24 protein-coding genes and 5 pseudogenes are annotated in these 23,502 nt (G+C 37.7%); 7 read left to right on the top strand and 22 right to left on the bottom strand.

Annotated elements, in window-relative coordinates; translation table 11 throughout:
• Positions 1-332: 332 nt before the first annotated feature.
• From WG932_RS20770 to msrA, 3 genes and pseudogenes are all read left to right on the top strand, one after another.
• The gene (locus tag WG932_RS20770) at positions 333-596 is read left to right on the top strand and encodes an alpha/beta hydrolase family protein (protein WP_483085243.1); all 264 of its coding nucleotides are present in this window, start codon (positions 333-335) and stop codon (positions 594-596) included.
• Positions 584-1,552 carry a bifunctional alpha/beta hydrolase/OsmC family protein gene (locus WG932_RS20775; RefSeq protein WP_483085244.1) on the top strand — a complete coding sequence of 323 codons (969 nt, stop codon included), beginning with the start codon at positions 584-586 and terminating at the stop codon, positions 1,550-1,552. The genes WG932_RS20770 and WG932_RS20775 overlap by 13 nt, the downstream gene beginning before the upstream one ends.
• Before the next feature lie 171 nt (positions 1,553-1,723).
• Positions 1,724-2,172 (top strand): annotated as a pseudogene (gene msrA / locus WG932_RS20780) (peptide-methionine (S)-S-oxide reductase MsrA).
• 269 nt (positions 2,173-2,441) lie between these two features.
• Here msrA and WG932_RS20785 read toward each other — a convergent pair.
• The 6 genes from WG932_RS20785 to WG932_RS20810 all read right to left on the bottom strand — a co-directional run bounded on the left by WG932_RS20785 (position 2,442) and on the right by WG932_RS20810 (position 6,468).
• On the bottom strand, positions 2,442-3,380 hold the full coding sequence (locus WG932_RS20785) for a sensor histidine kinase (protein ID WP_483085245.1): 939 nt from the start codon (positions 3,378-3,380) through the stop codon (positions 2,442-2,444).
• Positions 3,381-3,385: 5 nt separating this feature from the next.
• On the bottom strand, positions 3,386-3,484 hold the full coding sequence (locus tag WG932_RS20790; protein WP_483085246.1) for a PAS domain-containing protein: 99 nt from the start codon (positions 3,482-3,484) through the stop codon (positions 3,386-3,388).
• Positions 3,448-4,050, bottom strand: coding sequence for a PAS domain-containing protein (locus WG932_RS20795; protein WP_483085247.1), 603 nt, complete (start codon positions 4,048-4,050; stop codon positions 3,448-3,450). The genes WG932_RS20790 and WG932_RS20795 overlap by 37 nt, the downstream gene beginning before the upstream one ends.
• Positions 4,051-4,055: 5 nt before the next feature.
• Positions 4,056-4,250, bottom strand: a complete 195-nt coding sequence (locus WG932_RS20800; RefSeq protein ID WP_483085248.1) for a PAS domain-containing protein — start codon at positions 4,248-4,250, stop codon at positions 4,056-4,058.
• A gap of 329 nt (positions 4,251-4,579) precedes the next feature.
• Positions 4,580-6,256, bottom strand: coding sequence for a mechanosensitive ion channel family protein (locus WG932_RS20805; RefSeq protein WP_483085249.1), 1,677 nt, complete (start codon positions 6,254-6,256; stop codon positions 4,580-4,582).
• Positions 6,214-6,468 carry a hypothetical protein gene (locus WG932_RS20810; RefSeq protein ID WP_483085250.1) on the bottom strand — a complete coding sequence of 85 codons (255 nt, stop codon included), beginning with the start codon at positions 6,466-6,468 and terminating at the stop codon, positions 6,214-6,216. Before WG932_RS20810 ends, WG932_RS20805 begins: the two co-directional genes overlap by 43 nt.
• 242 nt (positions 6,469-6,710) lie before the next feature.
• On the opposite strand from WG932_RS20810, the gene WG932_RS20815 reads away from it, so the two are divergent.
• The 3 genes and pseudogenes from WG932_RS20815 (at position 6,711) to WG932_RS20825 (ending at position 7,610) form a co-directional block, all read left to right on the top strand.
• The gene (locus WG932_RS20815; RefSeq protein WP_483085251.1) at positions 6,711-6,836 is read left to right on the top strand and encodes a ClbS/DfsB family four-helix bundle protein; all 126 of its coding nucleotides are present in this window, start codon (positions 6,711-6,713) and stop codon (positions 6,834-6,836) included.
• A gap of 50 nt (positions 6,837-6,886) precedes the next feature.
• Positions 6,887-7,209 (top strand): annotated as a pseudogene (locus WG932_RS20820) (ClbS/DfsB family four-helix bundle protein).
• On the top strand, positions 7,209-7,610 hold the full coding sequence (locus tag WG932_RS20825; protein ID WP_483085252.1) for a VOC family protein: 402 nt from the start codon (positions 7,209-7,211) through the stop codon (positions 7,608-7,610). The pseudogene WG932_RS20820 and the gene WG932_RS20825 overlap by 1 nt, the downstream one beginning before the upstream one ends.
• Before the next feature lie 28 nt (positions 7,611-7,638).
• On the opposite strand, the gene WG932_RS20830 is transcribed toward WG932_RS20825, so the two are convergent.
• The 3 genes from WG932_RS20830 to WG932_RS20840 all read right to left on the bottom strand — a co-directional run bounded on the left by WG932_RS20830 (position 7,639) and on the right by WG932_RS20840 (position 10,756).
• A complete protein-coding gene (locus WG932_RS20830) occupies positions 7,639-7,992 on the bottom strand; it encodes a hypothetical protein (RefSeq protein WP_483085253.1) in 354 nt (117 codons plus the stop codon).
• A 44-nt stretch (positions 7,993-8,036) separates the two neighbouring features.
• A complete protein-coding gene (locus WG932_RS20835) occupies positions 8,037-9,437 on the bottom strand; it encodes a hypothetical protein (RefSeq protein ID WP_483085254.1) in 1,401 nt (466 codons plus the stop codon).
• Positions 9,438-9,631: 194 nt separating this feature from the next.
• Positions 9,632-10,756: an MBL fold metallo-hydrolase gene (locus tag WG932_RS20840; RefSeq protein ID WP_483085255.1), complete on the bottom strand. Its 1,125-nt coding sequence runs from the start codon at positions 10,754-10,756 to the stop codon at positions 9,632-9,634.
• A gap of 408 nt (positions 10,757-11,164) precedes the next feature.
• On the opposite strand from WG932_RS20840, the gene WG932_RS20845 reads away from it, so the two are divergent.
• The gene (locus WG932_RS20845) at positions 11,165-11,518 is read left to right on the top strand and encodes a DUF3127 domain-containing protein (protein WP_149393020.1); all 354 of its coding nucleotides are present in this window, start codon (positions 11,165-11,167) and stop codon (positions 11,516-11,518) included.
• A gap of 126 nt (positions 11,519-11,644) precedes the next feature.
• Here the strand turns inward: WG932_RS20845 and purE are convergent.
• From purE to WG932_RS20910, 13 genes and pseudogenes are all read right to left on the bottom strand, one after another.
• Positions 11,645-12,165: pseudogene (purE, locus tag WG932_RS20850) on the bottom strand (5-(carboxyamino)imidazole ribonucleotide mutase).
• Positions 12,162-13,300, bottom strand: a pseudogene (locus WG932_RS20855) (5-(carboxyamino)imidazole ribonucleotide synthase). The pseudogenes purE and WG932_RS20855 overlap by 4 nt, the downstream one beginning before the upstream one ends.
• Positions 13,301-13,505: 205 nt before the next feature.
• Positions 13,506-13,658, bottom strand: coding sequence for a lmo0937 family membrane protein (locus WG932_RS20860; RefSeq protein ID WP_014019820.1), 153 nt, complete (start codon positions 13,656-13,658; stop codon positions 13,506-13,508).
• Positions 13,659-13,737: 79 nt separating this feature from the next.
• Complete coding sequence (locus tag WG932_RS20865; RefSeq protein ID WP_483085256.1) at positions 13,738-14,085, bottom strand: MutS-related protein; 348 nt, start codon at positions 14,083-14,085, stop codon at positions 13,738-13,740.
• Positions 14,073-15,515 (bottom strand): P-loop NTPase family protein, encoded by a 1,443-nt coding sequence (locus WG932_RS20870; protein WP_483085257.1) that lies wholly within the window; start codon positions 15,513-15,515, stop codon positions 14,073-14,075. Before WG932_RS20870 ends, WG932_RS20865 begins: the two co-directional genes overlap by 13 nt.
• 425 nt (positions 15,516-15,940) lie before the next feature.
• Positions 15,941-17,092 (bottom strand): PepSY-associated TM helix domain-containing protein, encoded by a 1,152-nt coding sequence (locus WG932_RS20875; RefSeq protein WP_483085258.1) that lies wholly within the window; start codon positions 17,090-17,092, stop codon positions 15,941-15,943.
• Positions 17,093-17,172: 80 nt separating this feature from the next.
• Positions 17,173-17,547, bottom strand: a pseudogene (locus WG932_RS20880) (PepSY domain-containing protein); the annotation flags it as partial.
• Between the two features lie 10 nt (positions 17,548-17,557).
• Positions 17,558-17,851 (bottom strand): hypothetical protein, encoded by a 294-nt coding sequence (locus WG932_RS20885; protein ID WP_149393017.1) that lies wholly within the window; start codon positions 17,849-17,851, stop codon positions 17,558-17,560.
• Between the two features lie 2 nt (positions 17,852-17,853).
• Positions 17,854-18,180 (bottom strand): hypothetical protein, encoded by a 327-nt coding sequence (locus WG932_RS20890; RefSeq protein WP_483085259.1) that lies wholly within the window; start codon positions 18,178-18,180, stop codon positions 17,854-17,856.
• A 198-nt stretch (positions 18,181-18,378) separates the two neighbouring features.
• Positions 18,379-19,068, bottom strand: a complete 690-nt coding sequence (locus WG932_RS20895) for a DUF4198 domain-containing protein (RefSeq protein ID WP_483085260.1) — start codon at positions 19,066-19,068, stop codon at positions 18,379-18,381.
• Positions 19,069-19,077: 9 nt separating this feature from the next.
• Positions 19,078-19,407 (bottom strand): DUF6686 family protein, encoded by a 330-nt coding sequence (locus WG932_RS20900; RefSeq protein WP_014019826.1) that lies wholly within the window; start codon positions 19,405-19,407, stop codon positions 19,078-19,080.
• A 262-nt stretch (positions 19,408-19,669) separates the two neighbouring features.
• Entirely contained in the window at positions 19,670-20,764 is a 1,095-nt protein-coding gene (locus tag WG932_RS20905; RefSeq protein ID WP_483085261.1) for a DUF4374 domain-containing protein, read from the bottom strand.
• A gap of 151 nt (positions 20,765-20,915) precedes the next feature.
• Positions 20,916-23,270: a TonB-dependent receptor gene (locus tag WG932_RS20910; protein ID WP_483085262.1), complete on the bottom strand. Its 2,355-nt coding sequence runs from the start codon at positions 23,268-23,270 to the stop codon at positions 20,916-20,918.
• Positions 23,271-23,502 lie beyond the last annotated feature (232 nt).

The raw sequence follows: 23,502 nt of genomic DNA on the forward strand, positions 1-23,502 counted from the left end.
TAGATAAGTTTTAGTGAAAAATAGATTACAGGTTGTTAGTATATGCTACCCTTTATATGCTAATATAATAAATAAAACTATTTAAACTGTTTTTAGTTGATAAATTTAATACCAAGCCCCTAAAAAAATTGTTTGAATTCAATTTTATACATCCGCTTTTTCTCCAAAGGAAATTCTGCCTAGTGAAAAGGAATTTTAACCTATTATATTCACTATTACTAGCAGTAGGTTTGTATAGTTGAATGACTAGCTTGCTTCAATGGCTATGACCCAATATGGCATATCTCATTCATCACAAATTTCTATTTAGAAGATTATAACCTAACCATAAAATGAATACAGATAGAATTAAAATAATAAACAAAGAAGGATTTGAATTGTCAACATCTATCGATTTTCCTAACCACCAAAAACCCAAACAGTTTGTCCTGTTTGCCCATTGCTTTACCTGTACAAGTCAGCTAAATGCAGTGAGGAATATAGGGCAGGCGTTGAATAATAAAGGTATTGCTGTAGTTAGATTTGATTTTACAGGCCTAGGAAAAAGCGGGGGAACTTTGCCAATAGTCATTTTGAGGCCAATGTGGATGACTTAGTGGTTGTAAACGACTATATCACTATGCATTATCAAGCCCCTGCTCTCTTAATTGGCCATTCCCTAGGAGGGGCAGCAGCAATAGTGGCAGCGTCTAAACTGGAAAACATAAAAGCTGTGGTGACCATTGGAACACCTGCTGACATACAGCATGTCACAAAACACTTTGCTGGACAAACAAAAAAGCTGGCTACCGATGAAGAAGCTAGGGTTGTCATTGGTGGACGCAAATTTACCATTAGTGGAGAATTCATTAAGGGGTTCAATCAACATGACTTACCTGCTACCATCGAAAATCTAAGAAAACCGATACTAATCATGCATTCACCTGTAGATGAAATTGTATCGATCAGCAATGCGCATGAAATTTATCAAAAAGCGAAACATCCGAAAAGTTTTGTTTCCCTAGACAATGCCAACCATCTCCTTACAAAAAATGAAGACAGTGCTTATGCGGGTGAGCTGATTGGTTCTTGGGCTTCTAGGTACATAGATCTAAAGCCATTTGAAACCCCTAACCCAAATAAACATCAATTGGTGGCTCATTTAAATTTAAAAGAGGACAATTTTACTACCTATATTAACACTAAAAATCATGGCATAATTGCAGATGAGCCCAAAAGTGTTGGGGGATATGATTTTGGTATGTCTCCTTTTGAATTGGTATCAGCAGCCTTGGCTGCTTGCACAGGAATGACCCTAAAATTATATGCAGAGCGTAAAAAATGGGACCTCCGGGAGGTCTACACTTATGTAAATCATAGTAAAGAAATGATCGATGGGGAAAGTAAAGATGTCTTTGCAAAATCCATCGAGTTAGTTGGTTCTTTGGATCCAAAACAAAAAGAAAGGTTAAGAATTATTGCTGCAAAGTGTCCTGTACACAAAACTTTACAACAATCTTCTACCATAAAAACCGAAATAAGTGGAGAGTCCGTAAATAACCATTTAAAATAGTAATATTAAAAATATCGCACAAAAATTGCCCAAATTACGTTCACCATTTATAGGGCAATAAGGGTATTAACCCTTTGGTTCAATTAAGAAAAATATCACAATAAAAATAAAAAAAGGAGCAAAATGGGAAAACTAAAAAAGGCCTATTTGGCCGGAGGTTGTTTTTGGGGCATGGAAGACCTTTTCCGCACCCAAAAAGGCATTAAGGATACAGAAGTTGGCTATCTTGGTGGGGAAAATGAAAACCCTACCTATAGGAATCACCCAGGACATGCCGAAGGTTTAGAGATCACTTATGATCCTGAAGAAACTTCTTTCACAGCATTGTTGGATTATTTCTTTAGGATCCACAATCCTACAACCCTAGACCGGCAAGGAAATGATATGGGGTCAAGTTATCGATCAGCCATTTTTTTCAAAACGAGATCGAGAAAAAAGAAGCGGAAGAAATGATTAACATTGTCAACGCTTCTAACAAATGGGACTCCAAGGTTGTGACACGCCTAGAATCATTTGAAAAATTCTGGCCTGCAGAGCCCGAGCACCAAGATTACTTGGTGAGGTATCCCAATGGCTATACTTGTCATTTTGAAAGGTTTGATGAAAGCTACCTGAAATAATCATTTAACCCGAATATGCAATAGACAATCCGAAAAGCAAAGACAGACTTCACCCCTGATTATTATCTGGGCGGAGAAATCCTATTACACAATCCGGGTTTAAGAGAAACATGCCAAATGGCATGTTTTTTTATATAAAGGTGGGCACAGATGATCATATTTAAAGAATGCAAAGATTAGGACCAATAATGCCAATCTGAAAAATTAATCAATGATAGAACATTGCCTCAAAACAAAGCCGAATTAGGTGGTACATTTACTTATTTATCCTAATCTTGTTCAGTTGATTTGGGTATGGTGAAATAAAAATCACTCCCTTTCTCAATTTCAGATTTTACCCATATTTTTCCACCATGTAATTCCACAATTTTCATGCAATGGGCAAGCCCAATTCCTGTCCCCTTATAATCATTCATGGGGTTTAGCCGCTGAAATATTATGAAAATTTTCTCTTGGTATTCTTCAGAAATACCTATACCGTTATCTGATACACAAAACATCCAATAGTCTTTTTGTTCCTCTGCAAATACTTTAATTTCAGGAGTTACATCAGGTAGGCGAAATTTGATTGCATTAGAAAGAAGGTTTTGAAATAAAAGCCTAAATTCAATCGCATAGCCTTGAATAATGGGCAAGGGTTCTATTTGGATACAGGTACCTGTTTCTTCAATCAAAGAGCTTAAATCTCTTTGTATCTCATCCAATACTGCGTTACAATCAATTGTTTTTCGTTCCATATTGGCTCCAATCCGGGAATACTCCAACAATCCTTTTATTAGCTGACTCATCCTACTAGTGGCATCCATAATAAAGGACATGCACTTTTTCCCGGACTCCCCAAGCTCTTGGCTATGGTTTCTTTCCAGCAAACCAGTGAAATTCATCACCGTACGCAATGGCTCCTGCAGGTCATGGGAAGCAATATATGCGAATTGTTCCAACTCCTTATTTTTATTTTGCAATTGCTGATTAAAGATCTCCAGAGATCTCTCCACTTTTTTCCTTGCTGTAATGTCTCGTATGGCGGCGCTAACTAGCACACCTTCTTCTGTTTCCAAAGGGCTTAAGGATATTTCCAAGGGAAATTCTTCACCATTCTTTCTCAATCCTAATAACTCTAAACCGGCACCCATCGGGCGCATCTTTGGCTGTGAAAAAAAACTGTTCCTATGTCCCGGGTGTGCTTTATGGAATCTTTGGGGAAGCAATACTTCTACTTTTTTCCCACTAACTCTTTACGCTTGTATCCGAAAATATTTTCTGTTTGCTCATTAATCAAATGAATTTCACCCTCTTTACCAACAATAACCATGGCATCGGGGGCACTTTCCAATAAACCCTTGAATTTGTTTTCAGCTTTTTTCGATCAGTAATGTCTCTAATGGCAGCAGAAATAAAGACATCTGTTCCTGTATTTAATGGGCTTAATGAAATTTCTATCGGAAAATTCTTCCCGGATTTGTCTTTACCATACAGTTCCATCCCTTTTCCCATATTCCTGACTTTTGGCATGGATGTATATTTTCGCCGATGCTCACTGTGGTGTTTAACAAATTCATCAGGGATTAGTAGTTCCACTTCCTTACCTAATAGTTCCTCCTTTTTGTATCCAAAAAGCCTTTCAGTTTGGGCATTTATTAACACTATTTGCCCCGACATATTGACAACCACCATTGCATCAGGCGCAGTTTCAATTAAAGCCTGTGCCTTACTGGTAGCTTTTTCATATTGACTTATCACCCGAATAATGCTTGAAATACCTACGATCTTTCCTTCCTCATTATTAATCGGTGAATATTGTACGGAAACCGCCCGACTTAGACCATCTTTATTACAACAATCCGTACGTAAAGGGCTTACCGATTCATTGAAAAGCAAAGCTTCTAATAAATTATCAAATTCAGATGGATGAAGGTTATCAAAAAGTTTGGTGTATTTTTTCCAATTAACTCTCCCTCCATGTACCCAAACAACTCACATGCTGCCCTGTTACAATAATTAATCTCCCACGATAAACTTAATCCAAGAATAGCATCATTCGAACTGTTGAGAATATATTTATCCATAAGAGGGCACATTGTTGGAATCCTTAAAGAGATCGGCTGTTTTATATCAAAACTAAATATCACACTTGAAATTAACCTTTATGGCCAATCCCATCAGGCATTAGCACCCATTACAGATGAAAGTTTCAAATAAAATTGAAGTGACTTTACGTATAAAGCATCATGTAGATTCATTTATATAATCCCATAAAATTTCTTTACTGAATCAAAGTGACTATAGGAGTCAATTCCTGAAATTCAAATTATATAGTATCATTTAATTAACCTATTGCTAATATATTGTTTATGATAGAAATAAAAAAGAACTTAATATAATAGGAGGTAATAAACATAATGACCAATTATTTATCGTTTCCCTTATCAAACTTTACATTAAAATGAGGAACTTGATAATCCTTGGGAAGGTATTTAGCAGGAATAGTACTCATGTTCCCATCTCTAGCAGCCCTATAATGTGGAGAAAGTATTTCAATATCACTTTCATTGCATGCATCTTGAATATTTTGGTGTAAGCTAGAGTAAATTAGTGCTTGTTTACTTGCCTCCCGGGTATAAGCGTTAATTTGATAAGCTACATAAAAATCTTCTAGGCTGGTCTGCAAAACATAGGGCTTAGGCTCATCCATAATCATATCCGTCCTAGATGCTGCTTCTATTAATACCTGGTGAACCTTGGGCCAAGGGACATCATAGCCGATGGTGACAGTGGTATGAACCACCAATCCCTTATCCTTTGCCTCAATGCTATAATTTGTCGTATTTTCTGTAAGTACAGATGAATTGGGTATAGTGATCACCTCATTCTTGATTGTCCGCACCCGGGTGACCAGAAGCGTTTTTTCAATGATATCCCCGGTAACATTGTCAATTTTTATCCGGTCTCCAATTTTAAAAGGTCGCATATAAGTAATCACCAAGCCTGCAACCATATTGGCAATAGCCGAAGAAGAACCTAGAGAAAATAAAACGCCTACAAAAACAGATACCCCCTTAAAAATATCAGAATCTGAGCCGGGTAAATGAGGGAAAATCAGGATAAACATAAAGGCATACAGCAGAAATTGGACAATGCTAAATGTAGGCATGGCCCAATCCGAATGAAAGCCGGATAAAACGAGTTTCTCAGCTTCTATTTCCTGAAATATATATTTTACAAACTTGATTACATACTTCATTACATAATAGGTCACCAAAATGGTGAAGAGATTAGGCAGATAATTCCATATGGATAACAATAAACTTTTAAACGGCGCCCAAACTAAATAAAAGAGAGTGTTGGCCCAATCTCGTGAAAAAGGAAAAATGCTGAAAATGATGGGTAGTGTAATGTATAGCAAAAGAAAATACACAAACCATTTCAAAAACTTAATAAAAAAATACAAGATTTGGGTTTCTTGATCCACACTTAGAAAAGTGTAGTCCTTATAAGACAAATCCTTTAGCAATTTTTGCTTGTTATTATCAAATTTTAATAGAAGCTTATCATATCCTTTTGAAATTAAGCCTATCGCAAACCACGCAATCAATACCACAAGAATTACCAATCCAATCCTTGACAATAACTTTAACCAACTGTTTTCCTCTCTTCCTTCCTCAATAGACCCTTTTATAATTTGCAAGGAATTTTCAGCCAATTCCTCTATTGGTTTCCCAGACCAAAGGGCATCGTTTTCCGAAATACTGGCAATAATCAAATCTTTGTAGATAAGGTCATAAGTATCTTCAACTTTGGATATTCGGATGGAGTCATCAATTAAAAAATCATCCTCATAAAGCTGCTTGATTTTATTTGAAACATTAATTGCCCTCTCCTGTGGAGAAACAGCCCCCATCTTTGAATAAATTAAATAAAGTGTATCCTTTTTAAACCCTAAAACCGGGTATCCTTTGGCAGTAGCTCTTAAGGAGTCTATTTGAGCTATTTTATCCGAAAGTCGCTTTCTTTCATTCTCTTTGATCGCTTCAAGTTGTTGGATCAAATCCATTTTCTGAAGGTTATCGGTGGTTTTAAGTTCCAAAAGCTGTGCTTCAAGGGTAGCCTTTTTGAGAGGTCTACCTTTCTTTCTAATTCCACTGCCGCCAACTTCCTATTAAATTCTTCCATGGCAGCATTGTCAATTGAATCTTTGTTTTGTGACAAAGTATCAATATTCAAATCTTGGCCTCTGGCATTAACCACTAATAAACTATGCAAAAATAGCAATAGTATGATTTGAGATAATTTCCTCATTGTTGTCTAAATTAGCCCTAAATATAGTTAAAGTCGGTGTAATTCAAACCTACATTTTAACAGCCAAGATACAGTAATCAACTTCTTGACGAACTGGGTTTTAAAACTAATAAGGCGGTTTAAATTTTCCGCGTCCATTTCTCTTTTGGTAATAAAGGGAATAAAGTTTAACTTTTCATCCGCCAATTAGCAGAACTGTTCTCAAGATTTCTTGAAGCAAGTTTCTCCAAAATGAAAATTTAATGCCTAGACCTCAATCAAAATACGAGCTCATTAATTCTAGTCAAAATAACTTTGACAAGCTTATGGGTGAAGTCAATGCTTATCCGGAGAAAAAAGACATCAAGCGTTTCCCTCTGGCACATTAAACAGGAATATCAGAGATGTTTTGGCGCATCTTCACCAATGGCACCTATTGATGCTGGAATGGTACAAAATAGGAATGAATGGGGAGAAGCCCTATATGCCCGCCAAGGGCCATACTTGGAAAACACTTCCGGAACTCAATCGTAAAATTCAAGAAGAAAATAGAAACCTTCCTTTAGAAGAAGCTATTCAATTGGTAAATGACTCTCATAAAAAAATCCATAAAATCATAGAGAAACATACCCATGAAGAGCTATTTGAAAAAGAAGATACAAATGGACAGGAACTACTTCCTTGGGAGCTTATTTAATCTCCAATACCTCCAGTCATTATGACTGGGCTTTCAAAATAATTAAAAAATCCTTGAAAAATTAATGAAATACGGCTACACAATATTCTACGTAGAAGATGTCCAAAAAACGGTAGCTTTTTATGAAAAAGCATTTGGCTTCAAAATAAAATTCATAACTCCTGAAAACGATTATGGTGAACTTATTTCCGGAGAAACAACCTTGTCCTTTGCTTCTCATGAATTGGGAAAAGCAAATTTTGGCAGGGATTTTCAACTGGCCTCTAAAAGGGAAAAGGCCTACACGATGGAGATTGCCTTTGTCACCGAAAATATCACCGAGGATTTTGATAAAGCCATAGAAGCAGGTGCTTTAGAATTCAAGGGTATTGAGGAAAAACCATGGGGGCAAAAGGTTGGTTATCTGAAAGACCACAATGGAATTATTATTGAGATTTGCACCCCCATTTCCTATCAGGAATCTTAAGAGAAAATTTAATTTCAGATTACCAATTTCATTCTTCAGGTGCCGGATCAGGAGCAAGTTCATAACAGCCTATGGTTGGAAAACTTCGCATTTCATTTCCTTCCAAATCATAAGCTAAATTAATTGTTGGAGAAGCAGCTCCAACCAAAGGTGATCCATGCGCAGGTCTATAATTGCCTTCGGCCATGTTTACAAAATAAGCAGGCTTTAAAGGACTTGCAGAAGAAATAATTTCACCTCCTCCCATTCCTAATAACCTTCCAAATACCGTATTTATTATGGTGGCTTCAGCCCGCCTATCAATTCTACCCGGGACAGTACAATTTCTAATTACAGTACCTGAAGTGTCCGGAAAAACCACTATGCCGGGCGAATCCCCCAAATTACACATTTCAATAAGTGTATCAGTGGCCTCTTGGGCTATGGTTAGTCCCCTTTGGCTCTTGAGGAATTCATCACATCAATGTATCTAAAATAAATTCCAACCGGTTTTTTATCAGTTGGGCCATTGTTTACTGATTGGCAAATAAATCTGGTACATCCATCTATTAAAATGTGCTTGTACCCGGAATTTTTTATTCCAAAGCTGGCATCTAGGCCATTGTGAGCCACATGCCTAAAGGGGTTCATCGCATCTTGATATCCCTTTAGGTAAAACCACTCATAGCAATGCGCCTCAGCTCTAATTTGAATACCTAAACTTCTCCTATTGTCCTTGCATTGCAGGTCGGCATACTTTAAGTCTACGAATGGTGCATTGGCAGCAGATAAGGGAGTTTCTGAATCCATAACCGAGGTATAACAGCGAAAATTCCGACCTTTTATCCCTCCACTTTCAAATTTTATCGCCCTGTATTTACTATCATAGGTTTCAATATCTTGAAACAAGGCCTCTATAAAGCCGGAACCCTCTGCGCCCGGATGGTTCTTTACCCAGAAAAACCCATCCTCCCATTCCAGACAAGTACTACATTTGAGCCGGATAAACCTATTTCCTCGACCATACATCCCTACCTGATATGGGTACCATTTTCCTTCACCGTCAAAGTCGGTTTCTATATCCATTATACAAATATTGTGTGCCACCCCTTCAGGGTTAGTGGTAGAGGTAACTGAGGTTCCATTTAATCTGGCATCACCTACATCACAAAACCGTTCTGAGGTTTTATTATTACTGCCATCAATAATGGGCCTTGGACCTTTACCCCATGCACCTAAGGTAATATAAGGAGGAAGTTTTCCTTTTATCAGCGGATTTTGAACCTTTGTCCAGTCCTCTATCCGCTGCCCTCTTTTCCACAAATAAAACATCCCTGCTTTACCAGTGCTAATGGCAGGATTACTGCCATAAAAATTATCTTTCCACCTTCGGTAAGGGTGTTTACGTGTGCCTTGCCCCTTGTCCTTAACCTCATTATCAAAATAAACACAATTCCCAATAGGTATTCTAAAAACCTTACAGATGGTATCTTGAAAATACGTATCAAATAATTTGATCCGCACCGTTAGATATCTTGTCTTCTTAAAGAGCAAAGCTTTTTCAATGGATAATTCCCCTCTCTTCGAAATCGAAAATGCTTGATCAGAATTTCCGGATTTTATTTCAAAACTGTAAGAATTATCGTCAACCTGAGTTGCCCATCTTCTATTAAAAAATTTCTGGTGGCTCCACAAAAAATTTACCTTACCCACATGGTCTCCGTTTTCACAATCTTCCGGAAGTATAAAGTATTGGTTATAAACAGGTGCATTGGACTCAACTTCAGCAGCTGTTCTTATATCTTCTGTATGCGTTATAGGATGTCTAAATGTGGAATAATCTGTCATAAAACTAATTGCTTACCTTTTCGTCTCCATTCAAAGTAAAAAACACTAACACATTTGGGTGAATTGTGTTGGGTAAATAAAAATAACCGCTTTAGGCCTTAGTTTCAAAGATACTAATAAATTATAATTGAAGGAACCTTCCTAATTCCTATAGTGAAAAGAGCAGCCCTAGAAATGGATTAAAGAACAACAATTTATTGAAGGTTATTCTTTACCAGCAATCGCCACCAATCAGGTTGAGCGACTACCATATTATCCAATACTATTGGCTCGCCAATTCTTGGTGTAATGATATTCATATTCAATTCCTTAGCTTTTTGAGAAACCCTTTCCACCGGGTCTGTCCAGCTGTGATGAGACAATTTGAAAGCACCCCAATGAATCGGCATGATGGTTTTGGCATTTACATCTTGGCCTGCCATTGCTGTTTGCTCTGGAAACATATGAACAGTTGGCCACAACTCATTGTATTGCCCACATTCCATCAATGCCAGGTCAAAAGGTCCATATTTTTCACCGATTTCTTTGAAATGGTCCGCATATCCACTGTCTCCACTAAAGAACAAATTGGCCTTAGGTGATTGGATGATCCAAGAAGACCATAAGGTATGAGCCCTATCCGAAATCCCTCTTCCTGAAAAATGCTGGGCCGGGGTACAACGGATAGTCAATCCCTCAAAAGTTTCTTCTTGCCACCAGTCCATCTCTACAATATCTTGCTGATCAATTCCCCAGGCTTGTAAATGAGCGCCAACACCTAAGGGTGTATAAAATATTTTGACCTTTTCTTTTAACTTTTGGATAGAGCCATAATCTAAATGATCGTAATGATCGTGGGTAATAAACACAGCATCAATTGAGGGCAACTTTTCAATGTCAATGGGAAGTTCATTACTAAATCGTTTGTTTCCTAAAAGTGGATGGGGAGCAGGAACCTCTCCAAACATCGGATCAATAAGAATTGTCTTGCTGTCTATTTGTAATAAAAAAGTAGAGTGACCAAACCAAACCAGCCGGGTATCAGCCCCGAACCCAACGATATCCAAGGAATCAATTTTTTCTGTTTCAATGTTCTTTCCGGGAACTGAATTTGGGATGGTCTTCAGCATTCCGGTAATGGCTTTAAACATATCACCAGCACTCATTTCCATTTCAACATCACCATTGTTTACAAATTTTCCCTCTTTAAAATGTTTGGATTTGGCATATTGCTTGTATGCCGCTTCAGTGGGCTTCCCTCCAAACTCCGGGCTTAAATACATAAACAAAGTTCCTATTGTTACAAGTAGGACAATTACTACGATTAGTATGGTCATCATACTGTATATTAATTTTTTAAGTATTTTCATTTAAACTGCTAGCTATTGAGCCGTAAATCATTGATTATTTTAAAAAGAAAAGATTTCCTTTCGAGGGTCAGTAAAAAACCGGGGTGAAAATTAATTTTAGTTTAATCAAATAACGTTTTACGGTTAGAATTGTATAGATTATTTTTAAAGTTACGATTAAAAACTATCCGGGTTTAGTTTTTTTCATCAGATAGAATTATAGAAGGTAAGGAAGTTTCTTTATTCTGAAACCTGAAAAAGGTATAATTTTTACCTCACCCTAGGCTTAAGGACCAAAGCTATTTCTAATTACACTTTGTATTTCTTACCCTTCCGGCTTCTCGCTTTAAAATCCAAGAGGATTTAATTACCTTCGTTTTTTCAATAAAAAAAATCAACATGGAGATATCAGGAAAAATCATACAAGCCCTAGAAGAACAATCCGGAAATGGTAGAAATGGAACCTGGAGAAAAAGGGACTATATTTTGGAAACCGGGGGTCAGTATCCAAAGAAAGTTTGTTTAACTGTTTGGGGAGATAAAATAGATCAGTTTAACATTCAGCAAGGGCAAGAATTGACAGCAAGCATTGAAGTAGAAAGCAGGGAATTTAATGGACGTTGGTATACCGACGTAAAAATATGGAGAGTAAATAATGCAAGTACACCCAATGCAGCTCCGGCACCAAAAAATGAAATGCCTGATGTTACCACTTTCAATGATGATAGTGAAGGAGACGTATTGCCTTTCTAAAAAGAAGCCAACCTACATTAACATTCAACACAATACCTCCTTGATGATATCTTATCAACAGTAACCGAGGTAAGAAAAGTCGGATTCTACCAATTGAATCCGACTTTTTTATTTAATCAACGGCTATTACTTCGTTTTCAAAGTAGCTTTCCAGCCTATTTCTTCTACTCTTTCCGCAGATGCCAATACCTTCTCCGAAAGAGATTGTTTAAATTCCTCTAAATTTTTTGATACTTTATCATCGTAAGCACCAATGATAGAGGTGGCTAAAATACCGGCATTTTTCCTCCATCTAATGCCACCGTTGCCACGGGTATTCCTGAAGGCATTTGAAGAATCGATAGGATGCTGTCCCAACCATCTATGGAATTGGAGGATTTCACTGGCACCCCAATAACAGGTAAGCTTGTTAGAGATGCCACCATTCCGGGCAGATGTGCTGCACCACCCGCACCGGCAATGATTACCTTTAAACCTCTCTTTTTAGCCTCCTGAGCATAGTTTATCATTCGAACCGGAGTTCTATGGGCAGATACAATGGTCAATTCATAGCCTACTTCCATTTCTTCTAAAAACTTAGCAGCTTCAGACATTATTGGCAGGTCGGATTGGCTGCCCATGATGATACCAACTTTTATTTCAGTCATGCTTTAATCTTTATAAGTTCCTTTATTCTATCTGCTTTTTCTTTCAATAAGCCGGCATCTTCAGCTAGAAGGGTTACGTGTCCCATTTTTCTGAATGGCTTGGTAATTTTTTTACCATATAAATGGAGGTAGACTCCTGTTCTTTAATGGCTTCGTCCATTCCTTCAACAATGGCATCCCCTGTAAATCCATCTTCTCCCAATAAATTTACCATTGCAGCTGGACATCTCAATCCTGTCTCTCCAAGTGGCATGCCCATCACAGCCCTAAGGTGTTGCTCAAACTGTGAGGTAAAATTGGCTTCAATAGTATGGTGCCCACTATTATGTGGGCGAGGAGCAATTTCATTCACTAGCAATTCACCTGATTTGGTCAAAAATAACTCCACCGCTAAAAGACCAACCATGTCAAGCTTCTGAATGACCTCTTCTGCTAGTGCTCTTGCATTTGCGTCTACTGTATCACTAATATTGGCAGGTGAAAATAAAAACTCTACCAAGTTATGCTCAGGGTGGAAGGCACACTCCACGGATGGAAAACTTTTAACCTCTCCGGTTTCATTTCTGGACACAATTACTGCTAGCTCCTTGTCAAAATCTATTAACTTCTCCAGTAATCCAGGGGCATCAAATGCCTTTTCCAGGTCGCCAGCATTTCGCATTAATTGCACCCCACGACCATCATAGCCCTCCTTTCCCAACTTATTTACCGCCGGCAAAAACGCTGCCTGTTTCAGCACCTCTTCTTTATTTTCTGTAAGAATAAATGGTGCAGTAGGGATTCCTTGGTCCAAGTAAAATTGCTTTTGGCTCCTTTTGTCTTGGATGAGGGCAATGATATGTGGTTGAGGAAAAACTTTTACTCCTTCTTTTTCAAGACGGAAAAGAGCTTCAGTGTTGACATGCTCTATTTCAATTGAAATGACATCACAATCTTTCCCAAATGAATAAACTGCATCATAGTCTTTCAAGTCTCCATTAACAAATTTATTGCTGAGGAATTTACAGGGTGCATTGGGATCAGGATCCAAAATATGCACCTCAAGGTTATAATTGATAGCAGATTGGATAAGCATCCTTCCCAATTGTCCTCCACCCAAAATTCCTAGGGTCTTTTGCTGATAGTTTTTCTGCACAGTGTGGTATTTTTTTATGAATCATTACAAAATTAAGGAATCTCTACCATTATGTTGCAGGAATAAGCCATAGCAAGTAAAATTTATCTTAATCGAAAATTTATACTTTTGAACTTAAGCCTAAATGATTGATAAAAAATTAAGTAAAGGCAAAAAATAGGGCTACCGCATTCGGTAGCCCTATTTTATATCTAATTTCAGAAGGCTAAACTGACCTTCCACCAATAAGACGGAACAAGATGGCAATTACAGCCAAAACCAATAAAATATGGATTAAGCCTCCTACACTATATACGAAGGCTCCTAGAATCCATCCTATTACAAGAATAATCGCAATCAAATACAATAAAGAACTCATGGTTGTTTCGGTTTAATATGGTTGTTTTATTTGATACAACAAGACCAATATTTATGCCAAAGTACAATGGGCCTTTTTATTATAAAGCTTTGTTGATCTCTATACCCATCAGTTCCATAAGCTTTTGTGCATTAAAATTAGGACAGGAGCCTCTTTTAATCGTATAATCAAATACGATTTCATTCTTTTGAATATCATGGTGAAAACTGTAATTCACCAAAAAAGACAATTGGTTTTCCAATGCGCTTAATTCAATATCATGGGTTGATATGATTCCCTTTGCAGGAGTCTCTGCCAATTGCCTAATCAATGCCTCACTTCCAAGTACCCTGTCTGCAGTATTGGTTCCTTTTAAGATTTCATCCAATAGGTAAAAGACAGGTTCCCCTGCAGCTGCTTTTTCTAAAACTCCCTTTATCCTAGCCAATTCTGCGTAAAAGAACTTACACTCTCTCCGAGACTGTCTGTATTTCTCATGCTTGTATACAATAAAAAAGGTCCTGTTTTAAATGTCTTTGCAAAAGGTGGTATACCCATACCCGCCAAAACAATATTGATCCCAAGGGTACGCATAAAAGTAGTTTTTCCGGACATATTGGATCCGGTCAGCAATACAACCTTTTCATTCTCTTCTATGTCAAAGTTATTGGCTACACAGTTTTCAGGTATTATCAGTGGATGCCTGATTTCTTCCGCAGAAAATACCGCATCCGCTTCCCAAATAACTCTTGTAGATAGGTCTTCCTCTGCCATAAATGCCGCCATAGAAACCAATGCCTCCCATGTTTCAAAGGTTTCCTCCCATTCTCTCATGTTTTTACCGGCCAACTCATTCCATTTCTTCAGTCTATATAAAACGAAAAAATCAATCCAGAAAAGAATATTGAAAATTAAGTACAATAAGTTGGTCCTGTTCTCAACCATAAAAGTGAGGTTTTCCAACTGTTTCAAAGCTTTTGAAGCCGAAAATTCATTTTGTTTGACAGGCTTTAATAGCTTTACCAACAATGGATTTTCAAATTGCTCCTTTTCAAGGAGCTTTGCCCAAGCTTGTAAGGTCTTAAGATCGCTATCACTTGGCAATGATTTCATTGCCTCCATCAAGGGTTTAAATATTAAACCTAAAAGTCCCATCCCCACAAGAATAAAAACACTTAAGTAAACAGTGGAAAAAAAATTGTAAAGCACCCCAAAAAGTACGACAAGGCCTACAAGCGGTCCAAATACCATGGGTATGAAATATAAAAGCTTCCAAGGCAGACTTTCCTTCAACCATTTATAAAATCTGACCTTTCCATCTGCGGTGTTGTCATTTTTCATAAAAGCTTTTCCAAAAGCTTCAAATACAAATAAGAAGTCTTTTTTTGAACAAAGTTCCAAAAGAGCTTCTTGTTTCTCTGCAGCAGCTTTTGGTCCTAGAGGATTCTTCATCCAAGAAGCCAGACGAGACTTTCCACCCACGGAAACCGTATGATTAATCATTTGAAACAAGGAATGTTCCCCAAATAAATCCAAGTCACTTGCAAAAGGATGTAAGGGGTCAATAAACTCAGCCCCTGTGTCAAATCCTTTTAACTTCCTATTCTTTCGATTAACCTTTTCTTCTTGCATCTCCTTGACTGCATTGTAAAAACTTTCCCGGTCCTTTTCTTTGTTGAATTTTAAAATCAGGCTTACGAAGACAAAGCTTACAGGGAAGAAAAGAAAGAGCAGCCAGTGAATTTCAGTTATTCCTACGATTAAGAGGGCCAACATTATTAAAAATAAACCTAGGCGTCCAAAAGACAATAAAAGTACTTTTTCCCGGATGGCTTTTAGTTTTTTGTCCGGATCAGAAAGGTCATATTCAGTGTTCATGTATTAAGATATTTGGTCATTTGGAAGGGAAATCCCTATTGACAATGAGTATTATTCTACCGGCAGTACCAATGCTTTTTAGCATGCTTTGACCCAAGTCTAAACATCTAAAGTATGCAAGAAAGGGTCAATTTTCGCTATTGATAAAGCCCCTTTACTTTGTGCTGCTTTTGATACAAATTCACTTTGGTTCCAACAACTTATAGGAGATGGACAACACTGTTCAAGAATCGATCAGGTAAATAGAATATAAATGTAGTATAAAAATTAAAACTAAGGGAGCAAATTCATTTGTGCTGTATAAGAAAACAATTGGAATCTGACGTAAATCCCGGTACCTCTATCTATGAATAGATTAAAAGAAAATGGGTACCATCAGGACAATTTCCTGTTGATACCCATTAAGAGCTTCGATATACTTGGATTTAGGCATGAATCATCTTTCCGGCTTTAGCTGGCACAGGTTTTTGTAACCTTATTTTTAAACCTATAATCAAAGTACCAATGGAACTAAGCAACCAAAATGCATCAATCAATAAAATATCCTTATACCCATTGATCCAGCTTATCCAGAGCCAATTTCCAGTAACTAACCCATTGGTCAAAGGAACCATTAGTCCCAATAGGCCTCCCAGAATCATTGTCCACTTATTAGTCAACGCATTGTTTTTAAGGAAAGTGAAGACCAAGGTTAATAATAACCATGACCAAAAATAAGTTTGGAAAATAAATGACACCCTGTCTAAGCCAGGATCCTGAAGGCCTAATTTTACCATTAAAAAAGTAAAGGCTGTCACAGGGTACATGCTTAAACATCCTGCTAAATAAAACCACACCAACCAGGCATTAAATTTACGCTTGCCCGGAGAAACACTCTTTTTGTCTCTGGCTACCAACCAAATCATCACTCCTGAGATTATCACAAAACAAGTGACAATTCCTAAAATGAAGTAAATCAGTTTAACAGCAATGCCACCAAAATCTCCAAAATGTAATCGCTGTATTACTGCACGCGCACCATCCAAGTATGGAACATTTTTAAATGGGTTTTTTTCTCTTACCACTTCTCCTGTAGCCACTTTATAAGTTATGCTTCCAGCACTAGCAAATTTGGTGTCAAAATTGGCCTTTCCTTTGAATTCAATATGCATGTTTTGATCCCCATAGTTCGATATCTCTGTAGATCGGATTTCAAATTCAGGCCATTTCTTTTTAGTTTCATCAAGAAAGCTGTTGACAGAAAAATCACTAGACAAGGCTTTTCCGCTAAACTCATATTCAGGAGAGTTAAACCCGAAATCATCATAGGCCTTTTCCGTACTGTCCTCATAGATGAATTTTACGATGGCCGGAGACATGATTGTTAACCCTACAATAAGATATACTCCAGTGAGCGCAAAAATAAATTGGTAAGGCAAGCCTAATATTCCCAAAGCAGTATGCGCATCAGTCCAAAGGTTTTTGACACTTGCTTTGGGTCTGAACATAAAAAAATTACTGATGATCTTTTTCCAGTGCACCAAAACACCTGTAACAACAGCAAATAAGAAGAAGAATGCAACAATTCCTGCCAGCAAATATCCCGATCTCCCAAAAAAGTTAAGTTGGGCAAAAAATGTAAACGATACAGAAACTCTCCAATAGAATAAGAGCTCTTGTAATCATATGTATTTAAATCTTGGGTATTTAAATATTTGAAAGTGCCTCTTCTCCGCCTACCAGATTCTTTCGGCTTGCTGTTTTTTGGTGGGGAAATGTTCAAGGACAAGCGTTGTTCATCATAATATTGATTGAAGCTGATGTCTCTATTCATTAAGCTGTCTTTGGTTTCAAGACTATCCAGCACCTTATCAAAATCCATCTCCTCCAACTTCCAGCCTGCTGCCAATGGTTCATTTCTTTCCCAACTGTTGATTTCATCCCGGAAAAATGAAAAGGAGCCCGCAAAGAAAATGACATACAATGCCAAACTGATGAAAATACCGGAAATTGTATGGGTGTGAAAGAGAATATTGTATATCCTATTACTCATGATTATTGAATTAAATGGATGGGGATTGACAGAAATAGACTACAGAAGAAAAGACAAGTGTGAGCAATAGATAAATAGCCCATAATTTCCAACCTTTTTTGGCTATAAAAGCCACGATAAAAAGCCCTACCCATAATAAAAAGCCTCCAAATACTAGGGTGAATAAAACAGCAACCTTATCTAGAACAAAGGAAAGAGCGAGAAAGAAAGAAACTGTTACTAAATATCCACCTACTAGACCTGCAGAAATCCTTGAAAAGCGATGTAGAAAGTTGGGATTGAGGTGTTTTTTATTGGCCGGCATGATTAAAACAATTCTAGGATAAACAAAAGACCAAAACCGATAAATAACCAACTGGTTTTGATCCACATCAAAGGGGATAATAATACTACCAAACTACCGATCAACATTAAGGAACAGGCAAATGCAAATATTCCTGCACCCAAACCTAGTGCATAGATGGAAAATAGCATTCCTATCAGCATCAGTAAGCCACCAATGCTTTTGGCTATATGCGCATTGGACTTAAACCATTCCTCCCAATTGGCAGGGCGTAAAATTACTGCTCGTTGAGAAGTTTGATAAAAAAACTCAAATCCCATGAGGGTAAAGATTGTACTTAATGTAATCATTCTTATATTGTTCTTTGTTTCTATGGTTAACAAGACTAAAACAAGTGACCACTTGGCACCTGTGACTAGGAAAAAAGGAACACCAGAACCACCACGAAGCAATAATGGTGGTACCGGTGCGAAAAATTAGTTTTAAAAATATAGGATCTTAGCTCAAAAGTCACATAAAAAAATACCCACTTTCTTTATTGGAAACACCTATTTATCAACCACTTGAGTTGCGCATCTCCAAATTGCTTTTAACCCTGAAGGATCATCTTTTTCAAGTTTTTCGGTTTTAGTTACTTCAGCAAAGTATTTACCGGATCCTTTCATTTCTGCCTTGGCTTTTCCTTTTTTACCTGTGATAAGGTCTTGACTATTTTTGTCCGGACTTAAAATATTAATGGTTGCTTCAGGAAGAGGTTGGCCTTTATAGGACACATTAAACTTGGTGGACTTTGGATCTCTGGTAAGCATTAGGTCCGTTTGTTCCATAAGGTCTGCTTTCCCTTTTCCTGCCCATACTTGCGCAGATGCATTAAATTGATAGGCGGTGGTTCCTTTAAGCACTTTTGCAGTATGACTGATTTGCAATTGATATTCTCCTTTTTCATCCGCAGTAAAACTTCCCTCAAAATGATCCTTTCGGGCTATTTTATTTAACTTGGACCTCTTGCCAGAAGGACTAATAAGCCAAAGTTCAAATTCCTCCACGTCAGAATACCAATCGGCTACATCTTCAATGGCATCTTCATGGTAATCTGCATAGTAAACTTTAAAGGAATGTGTTTGTCCCAGCTCGGCAGTGGAAGAGGTATGAATCCACAATGCATGGGCATAAACGCTGCTAGCCATCAGGCCAAGAAGCAGGCTCAAAACAAGTGATTTTATCGATTTATGTTTCATGTTTTTTTATTAAAGCTTTCGAATCATTTCTATCAATTGAAGTTGCTCATTGGCCTCTATGGCTGAAGCTTTCAAATGATAGAATTCTTCTTCTGAAAATGAAAATTGAATGTCTTGATGATAAGTTTCTATGATTACTCGGTCAATACCGTCCATGCAAGGAAATTTGTAATAGTCAAAATCTATCTGTTTCAAATACCTAATAAAGGCCGCAAAATTTACCTCATCAAAGCCAATCATTACTTGATGATACATTAATCCCATTCTACAACAGTCCACGCATTTGGTGAATATAAAATCTTGGTTTTGATAGATTACTTCAGTTTTACATGTTGACATTCCAAAGTTGTTTAGCGATTGAAAATTGTTCTATTTCTTTACCTGTAATAGTTTTCATAGCATACCCAACCAATAATATGGCAGTAGAAAGGTTAAAGCTTTGCTGGATTTTCAGTAAACTCTGAATATTAATTCCACTTCTTTTCCTTTAATTTAGGGTCAATTGATTCGGTTAGGTTTCCCTTACTTAAATTGGGCCTGGGTTTATTTGCCACATCTGCCGGCCGAGACAATAGGACAATCCACCCAGGACTTAATACCTTTATTCCGCAGGCTCTAAATGGCTAATGGCGGTGATTCTCCCTCCTTCAACCTTCAATCCTTGAGTAGCCGTAGCAGCAATTGCATCAAATTCATACACCCAGCTACCCGTTTCAGTAGTAATCCCAATGTAGGCCATTCCATTCTGAGTGGAGTAATTATTGGTGGTTACACTGACGATCTCATCTTCTGTCGGAGCACCCGAAACCCAAGTAAACGTCTTGTTGTAAACATCTGCGATTCCAAAGCGATTTCCGGTAGAATATGCTCCTTTTTCCTCCCTCATGATCACTATATATTTTCCATTTCCTGCATAGGTTTTTGCCGTGATGTAATAGTCATCTGCCAATTCTTCCACATTGAAATAGTAAGATTCATCGAAGGCCAATTCCCCTTTTTTAATCCTAGTAATTGCAGAGGGCAAAGTGCTGGTCATTTCCCCATTGGAAGTAGCTATGGAGCTGGAAAAAGCATAAGCATCTCCTAGTTCATCAACCTCCAATCCGGAAAGAAAATAGCGTCCGATAAAACTGGTTCTGTTGTCTTTAATTACAGTGTTTAATTCCATGCTAGGATAATCGAAAACTGCGATATAAGCACTGTCGGGGTAAGAGGTGCCGAAAGTATCGTTGCAGCATGCTTTGATGCTAAAATAGGGAGCAAATAATTTGTCTCCCACTTGTGTAACCCAGGAAAAGAACGCCCTTTCTCCATTATTGGCTATTTCTTCTTGGTTCCACTGACCATCATCAACAATCTGAAGTTGCTCGGTATCTAGCCTATACCAAGAGGCCATAGGTTCGTCACCTCTTGAAATTTTTACCATGACAATATCGTCATTCATTGGGCCAAAGGCCTGCACCGTTTCGGATTGAAAATCCGATTTTTTCACAAGGCTCCCATTCACATCAAGCTCATAGGTGGTCACAGCTCCCGGGTTTCCTTGTCCATACAGCATACTAAAGAATTTGTTATTATGGGTGACATAATAACGGTAAGTTCCATCTTGTTCTACACCATTCCCGAGGGTACTAACTGTTCCTTCGGTTAGACTTTCAGCAGTCAATAAGTAATCTGCAACTCCATCTGAAGCCATTGGGGTAGAGGCGATAATATATCGATTTTCTCCTGTAGCAACAGGGGTTCTTCTTCGTTAGGTGTTGTTTCACAACTGATTAAGCTTATGACCATTGCGACCATACATGCTAATAAATAATTACGGTTGGTTTTCATTTGTTTAGTAAGAATTAGTATATAAAATATCTGATTTTTCCGGAGAAACTTCTCCCGGGTTTTTGTAAACTAAAATTATCGTAAAGGACTCTATCGAATAGGTTTCTGCATTCAGCTACCAGCTGTAACTTGCCTTTGGCTCCCGTGGTATAGGTGGCGCTTAAATCATGAGAGAGCTGCATGGGAACATCAAACTTCTCAGCGCCTAAGCTTGGCCAATACAAGTAAAAAGCATGTACATAAAGCAAATTATATCCTAAAGCCAAATCATTTCCTTTGCCAAATGCATTGGATAGGAGAACATTTATATCCGCATTTCCAAAGAGGTAGGGCATATTGGGGACACGGTCTCTGTACACCAAGCTTGGCACTGTTTGTCCCTCTTCATATTTTGTATTGTTCCTTAGATTTTGATAGGTAATATTGGTACCTGCATTGATCATGTTCCTATAGCTGTACCTTATTTCACCCTCTACCCCCAGATTCGTCACATTATAGAGGTTATCCATTACCTGCATGCTTTGGTTATTGTTTAGCCTTGGGCGAATAAAATCTTTGGCATCTCTATAAAATCCATTGGCAGAAAAATCCAGTCTATGATTTGCGTGCAACTGCTTCCATATGCTCAATCCTAAATTATAATTGTAGCTGTTTTCAGGTTTTAAGTCTAAATTTCCCTGAAGATTTACCATGTCCCCAAACAATTCCTCAGGTTCCGGCAAGCGGTAGCTTTTTTCAAAGGAGGCCTTCAGTTGAAAATTACCTGTTAGGAAATAAGACCCGGTTACACCATAACCCGGATAGGTAAAAGTTTCCTTGTTGTTCCGGTAGGCTACATCCCCATAATTTCCCGAAGGATTATAAGCCATAGCAAAATAATTGCTTTGATTGTATATTTTAGAGAAAGCAGATATACTTCCCTTTTCTTCCCAATTAAGCTGATAGCTTATTCCTGTGATGTTTTTAGATGTCTTTCTGGGTTGCTCATAGATTTCTCTTTCTGGGTACAATTCATCACTGCCGGTCCGGTTAAAACTGTTAAATACATGGCTTATAGCAATGGTATGAATGTCTTTAAATTGGTAATGCGTGTTAGCAGTAAAAACAGCATTATTGTTTTTAAACTTGTACATGGAATAGGAGCGCTCTCCTCCCTCTGTTTCGTATTCTTTATATTGCTGAAACCAATTGTAGCGCCTATTGACGGTATCTATGTTTTGTTCTGTTCCAAAATTATAATTGGCATTTATATTTAAATCCAAACCTTGGGTAAATAAATCTTGCTTATTGTATTTGAGGGTAGGCATTAGGATGGTTCCTTTTCTATGCCAATCACCAAAAACTGATACTAACCTTGCCCCGGTTTGAATTTCAGCATAATTTTTCCCCGCTGTTAATCCCAACATTAACTTGTCTGCATAGGGTTTGCCTTGAACACCCACTTGGGTAATCACGGTTTCATTGTGGTAATTGTCATGAAACCTCCTCACCCGTTGGTTAGGATAGTATTTCCCGGTTTCAATATCCGCTACATCCACATTGACCCAATAATTGTTGTCGGAGTAATTTTGAAAGGCATTGAACTGTACAGTAAAACCTGATTTGTCTACATAAGCAGTATTGATAACCGTACGATGGGTATTGAATGAGCCGAAAGAATAGGAGGCATCTACATAGTTTTTCCTTACTTTTTTAGTAACAATATTTACAGCACCCCCCAAAGCATCTGCTCCTAAACCTATGGGAACGACGCCCTTATAGACTTCTATGCGTTCTGCTAGATTGATTGGAATATTATTCAGCTGAAAGGAAGAACCGAAATCATCCATGGGAATCCCATCAATAAAAAACTTTACTTGTTTCCCTGAAAAACCATTTAAGGAAAAATTCATCCTGGAGCCTACTCCTCCGCTTTCTCTAACCCTAACACCTGAAACCCTGTCCAATGCATGGCCCAGATCCAAGTTGGTATGGTGAAGCTTCCTTGCATCCACCACCTCTACATTAAAAGCCTTTTCCCTGATTTCGCTAAGCTCTGACTTGCCTAGGATGGTAAACTCCTGAAGATCTGTGGCAGCTTCAGTTAATTGAATCGTAAGGTTCTTGTTGCTTTGATCCTTTGAAATTACTTGTTGCTTGGATTCATAACCCAAGAAAGAAAAAGTCAAGGTATAGTCTTCGCCGGAAGGTAATTGTAACTGGAACGTTCCGTCAGCTTCTGTAACCAAGCCTTTCTTTAATTCCAAAACCTGAACCAAAACACCCGGAATTGGCTGACCTTCTTGGTCGGTAACAGTGCCTTTTATTTGTCCTGCTTCTTGAGGATAAGCGAACTGAGTTAAAAGAAGACACAAAAATATTAGTGACAATATTTTATTATATTGCATTGCTTTTTAATTGGAGAATTAGGAAGTAGTTTACCTGAAACCTTGCAGTTGCCGCTGCAAGGTTTCTTTTTAATCACTATTGTTATTTAGATTAATTTTAAATTAAGACAAATCTAAGACTAGACAGTTAAGAAGCCAAATGATTTGAAGATTAATTTTCAATTTTTTTTAACAAAAATTAAAATTTGAAAAGCTCAGAACTATGGTTTCTAAA

The organism is Cyclobacterium sp. SOCE241 (genome assembly GCF_056867545.1).

Excerpts from the sequence above, each read along its gene's own strand:
- WG932_RS20770 (WP_483085243.1), top strand. The coding sequence starts at position 333 with ATGAATACAGATAGAATTAAAATAATAAACAAAGAAGGATTTGAATTG.
- WG932_RS20790 (WP_483085246.1), bottom strand. The coding sequence starts at position 3,484 with ATGGTTATTGTTGGTAAAGAGGGTGAAATTCATTTGATTAATGAGCAA.
- WG932_RS20800 (WP_483085248.1), bottom strand. The coding sequence starts at position 4,250 with ATGTGCCCTCTTATGGATAAATATATTCTCAACAGTTCGAATGATGCT.
- WG932_RS20810 (WP_483085250.1), bottom strand. The coding sequence starts at position 6,468 with ATGAGGAAATTATCTCAAATCATACTATTGCTATTTTTGCATAGTTTA.
- WG932_RS20815 (WP_483085251.1), top strand. The coding sequence starts at position 6,711 with ATGCCTAGACCTCAATCAAAATACGAGCTCATTAATTCTAGTCAAAAT.
- WG932_RS20825 (WP_483085252.1), top strand. The coding sequence starts at position 7,209 with ATGAAATACGGCTACACAATATTCTACGTAGAAGATGTCCAAAAAACG.
- WG932_RS20835 (WP_483085254.1), bottom strand. The coding sequence starts at position 9,437 with ATGACAGATTATTCCACATTTAGACATCCTATAACGCATACAGAAGAT.
- WG932_RS20840 (WP_483085255.1), bottom strand. The coding sequence starts at position 10,756 with ATGATGACCATACTAATCGTAGTAATTGTCCTACTTGTAACAATAGGA.
- WG932_RS20845 (WP_149393020.1), top strand. The coding sequence starts at position 11,165 with ATGGAGATATCAGGAAAAATCATACAAGCCCTAGAAGAACAATCCGGA.
- WG932_RS20860 (WP_014019820.1), bottom strand. The coding sequence starts at position 13,658 with ATGAGTTCTTTATTGTATTTGATTGCGATTATTCTTGTAATAGGATGG.
- WG932_RS20870 (WP_483085257.1), bottom strand. The coding sequence starts at position 15,515 with ATGAACACTGAATATGACCTTTCTGATCCGGACAAAAAACTAAAAGCC.
- WG932_RS20885 (WP_149393017.1), bottom strand. The coding sequence starts at position 17,851 with ATGCCGGCCAATAAAAAACACCTCAATCCCAACTTTCTACATCGCTTT.
- WG932_RS20890 (WP_483085259.1), bottom strand. The coding sequence starts at position 18,180 with ATGATTACATTAAGTACAATCTTTACCCTCATGGGATTTGAGTTTTTT.
- WG932_RS20895 (WP_483085260.1), bottom strand. The coding sequence starts at position 19,068 with ATGAAACATAAATCGATAAAATCACTTGTTTTGAGCCTGCTTCTTGGC.
- WG932_RS20900 (WP_014019826.1), bottom strand. The coding sequence starts at position 19,407 with ATGTCAACATGTAAAACTGAAGTAATCTATCAAAACCAAGATTTTATA.
- WG932_RS20905 (WP_483085261.1), bottom strand. The coding sequence starts at position 20,764 with ATGGCTTCAGATGGAGTTGCAGATTACTTATTGACTGCTGAAAGTCTA.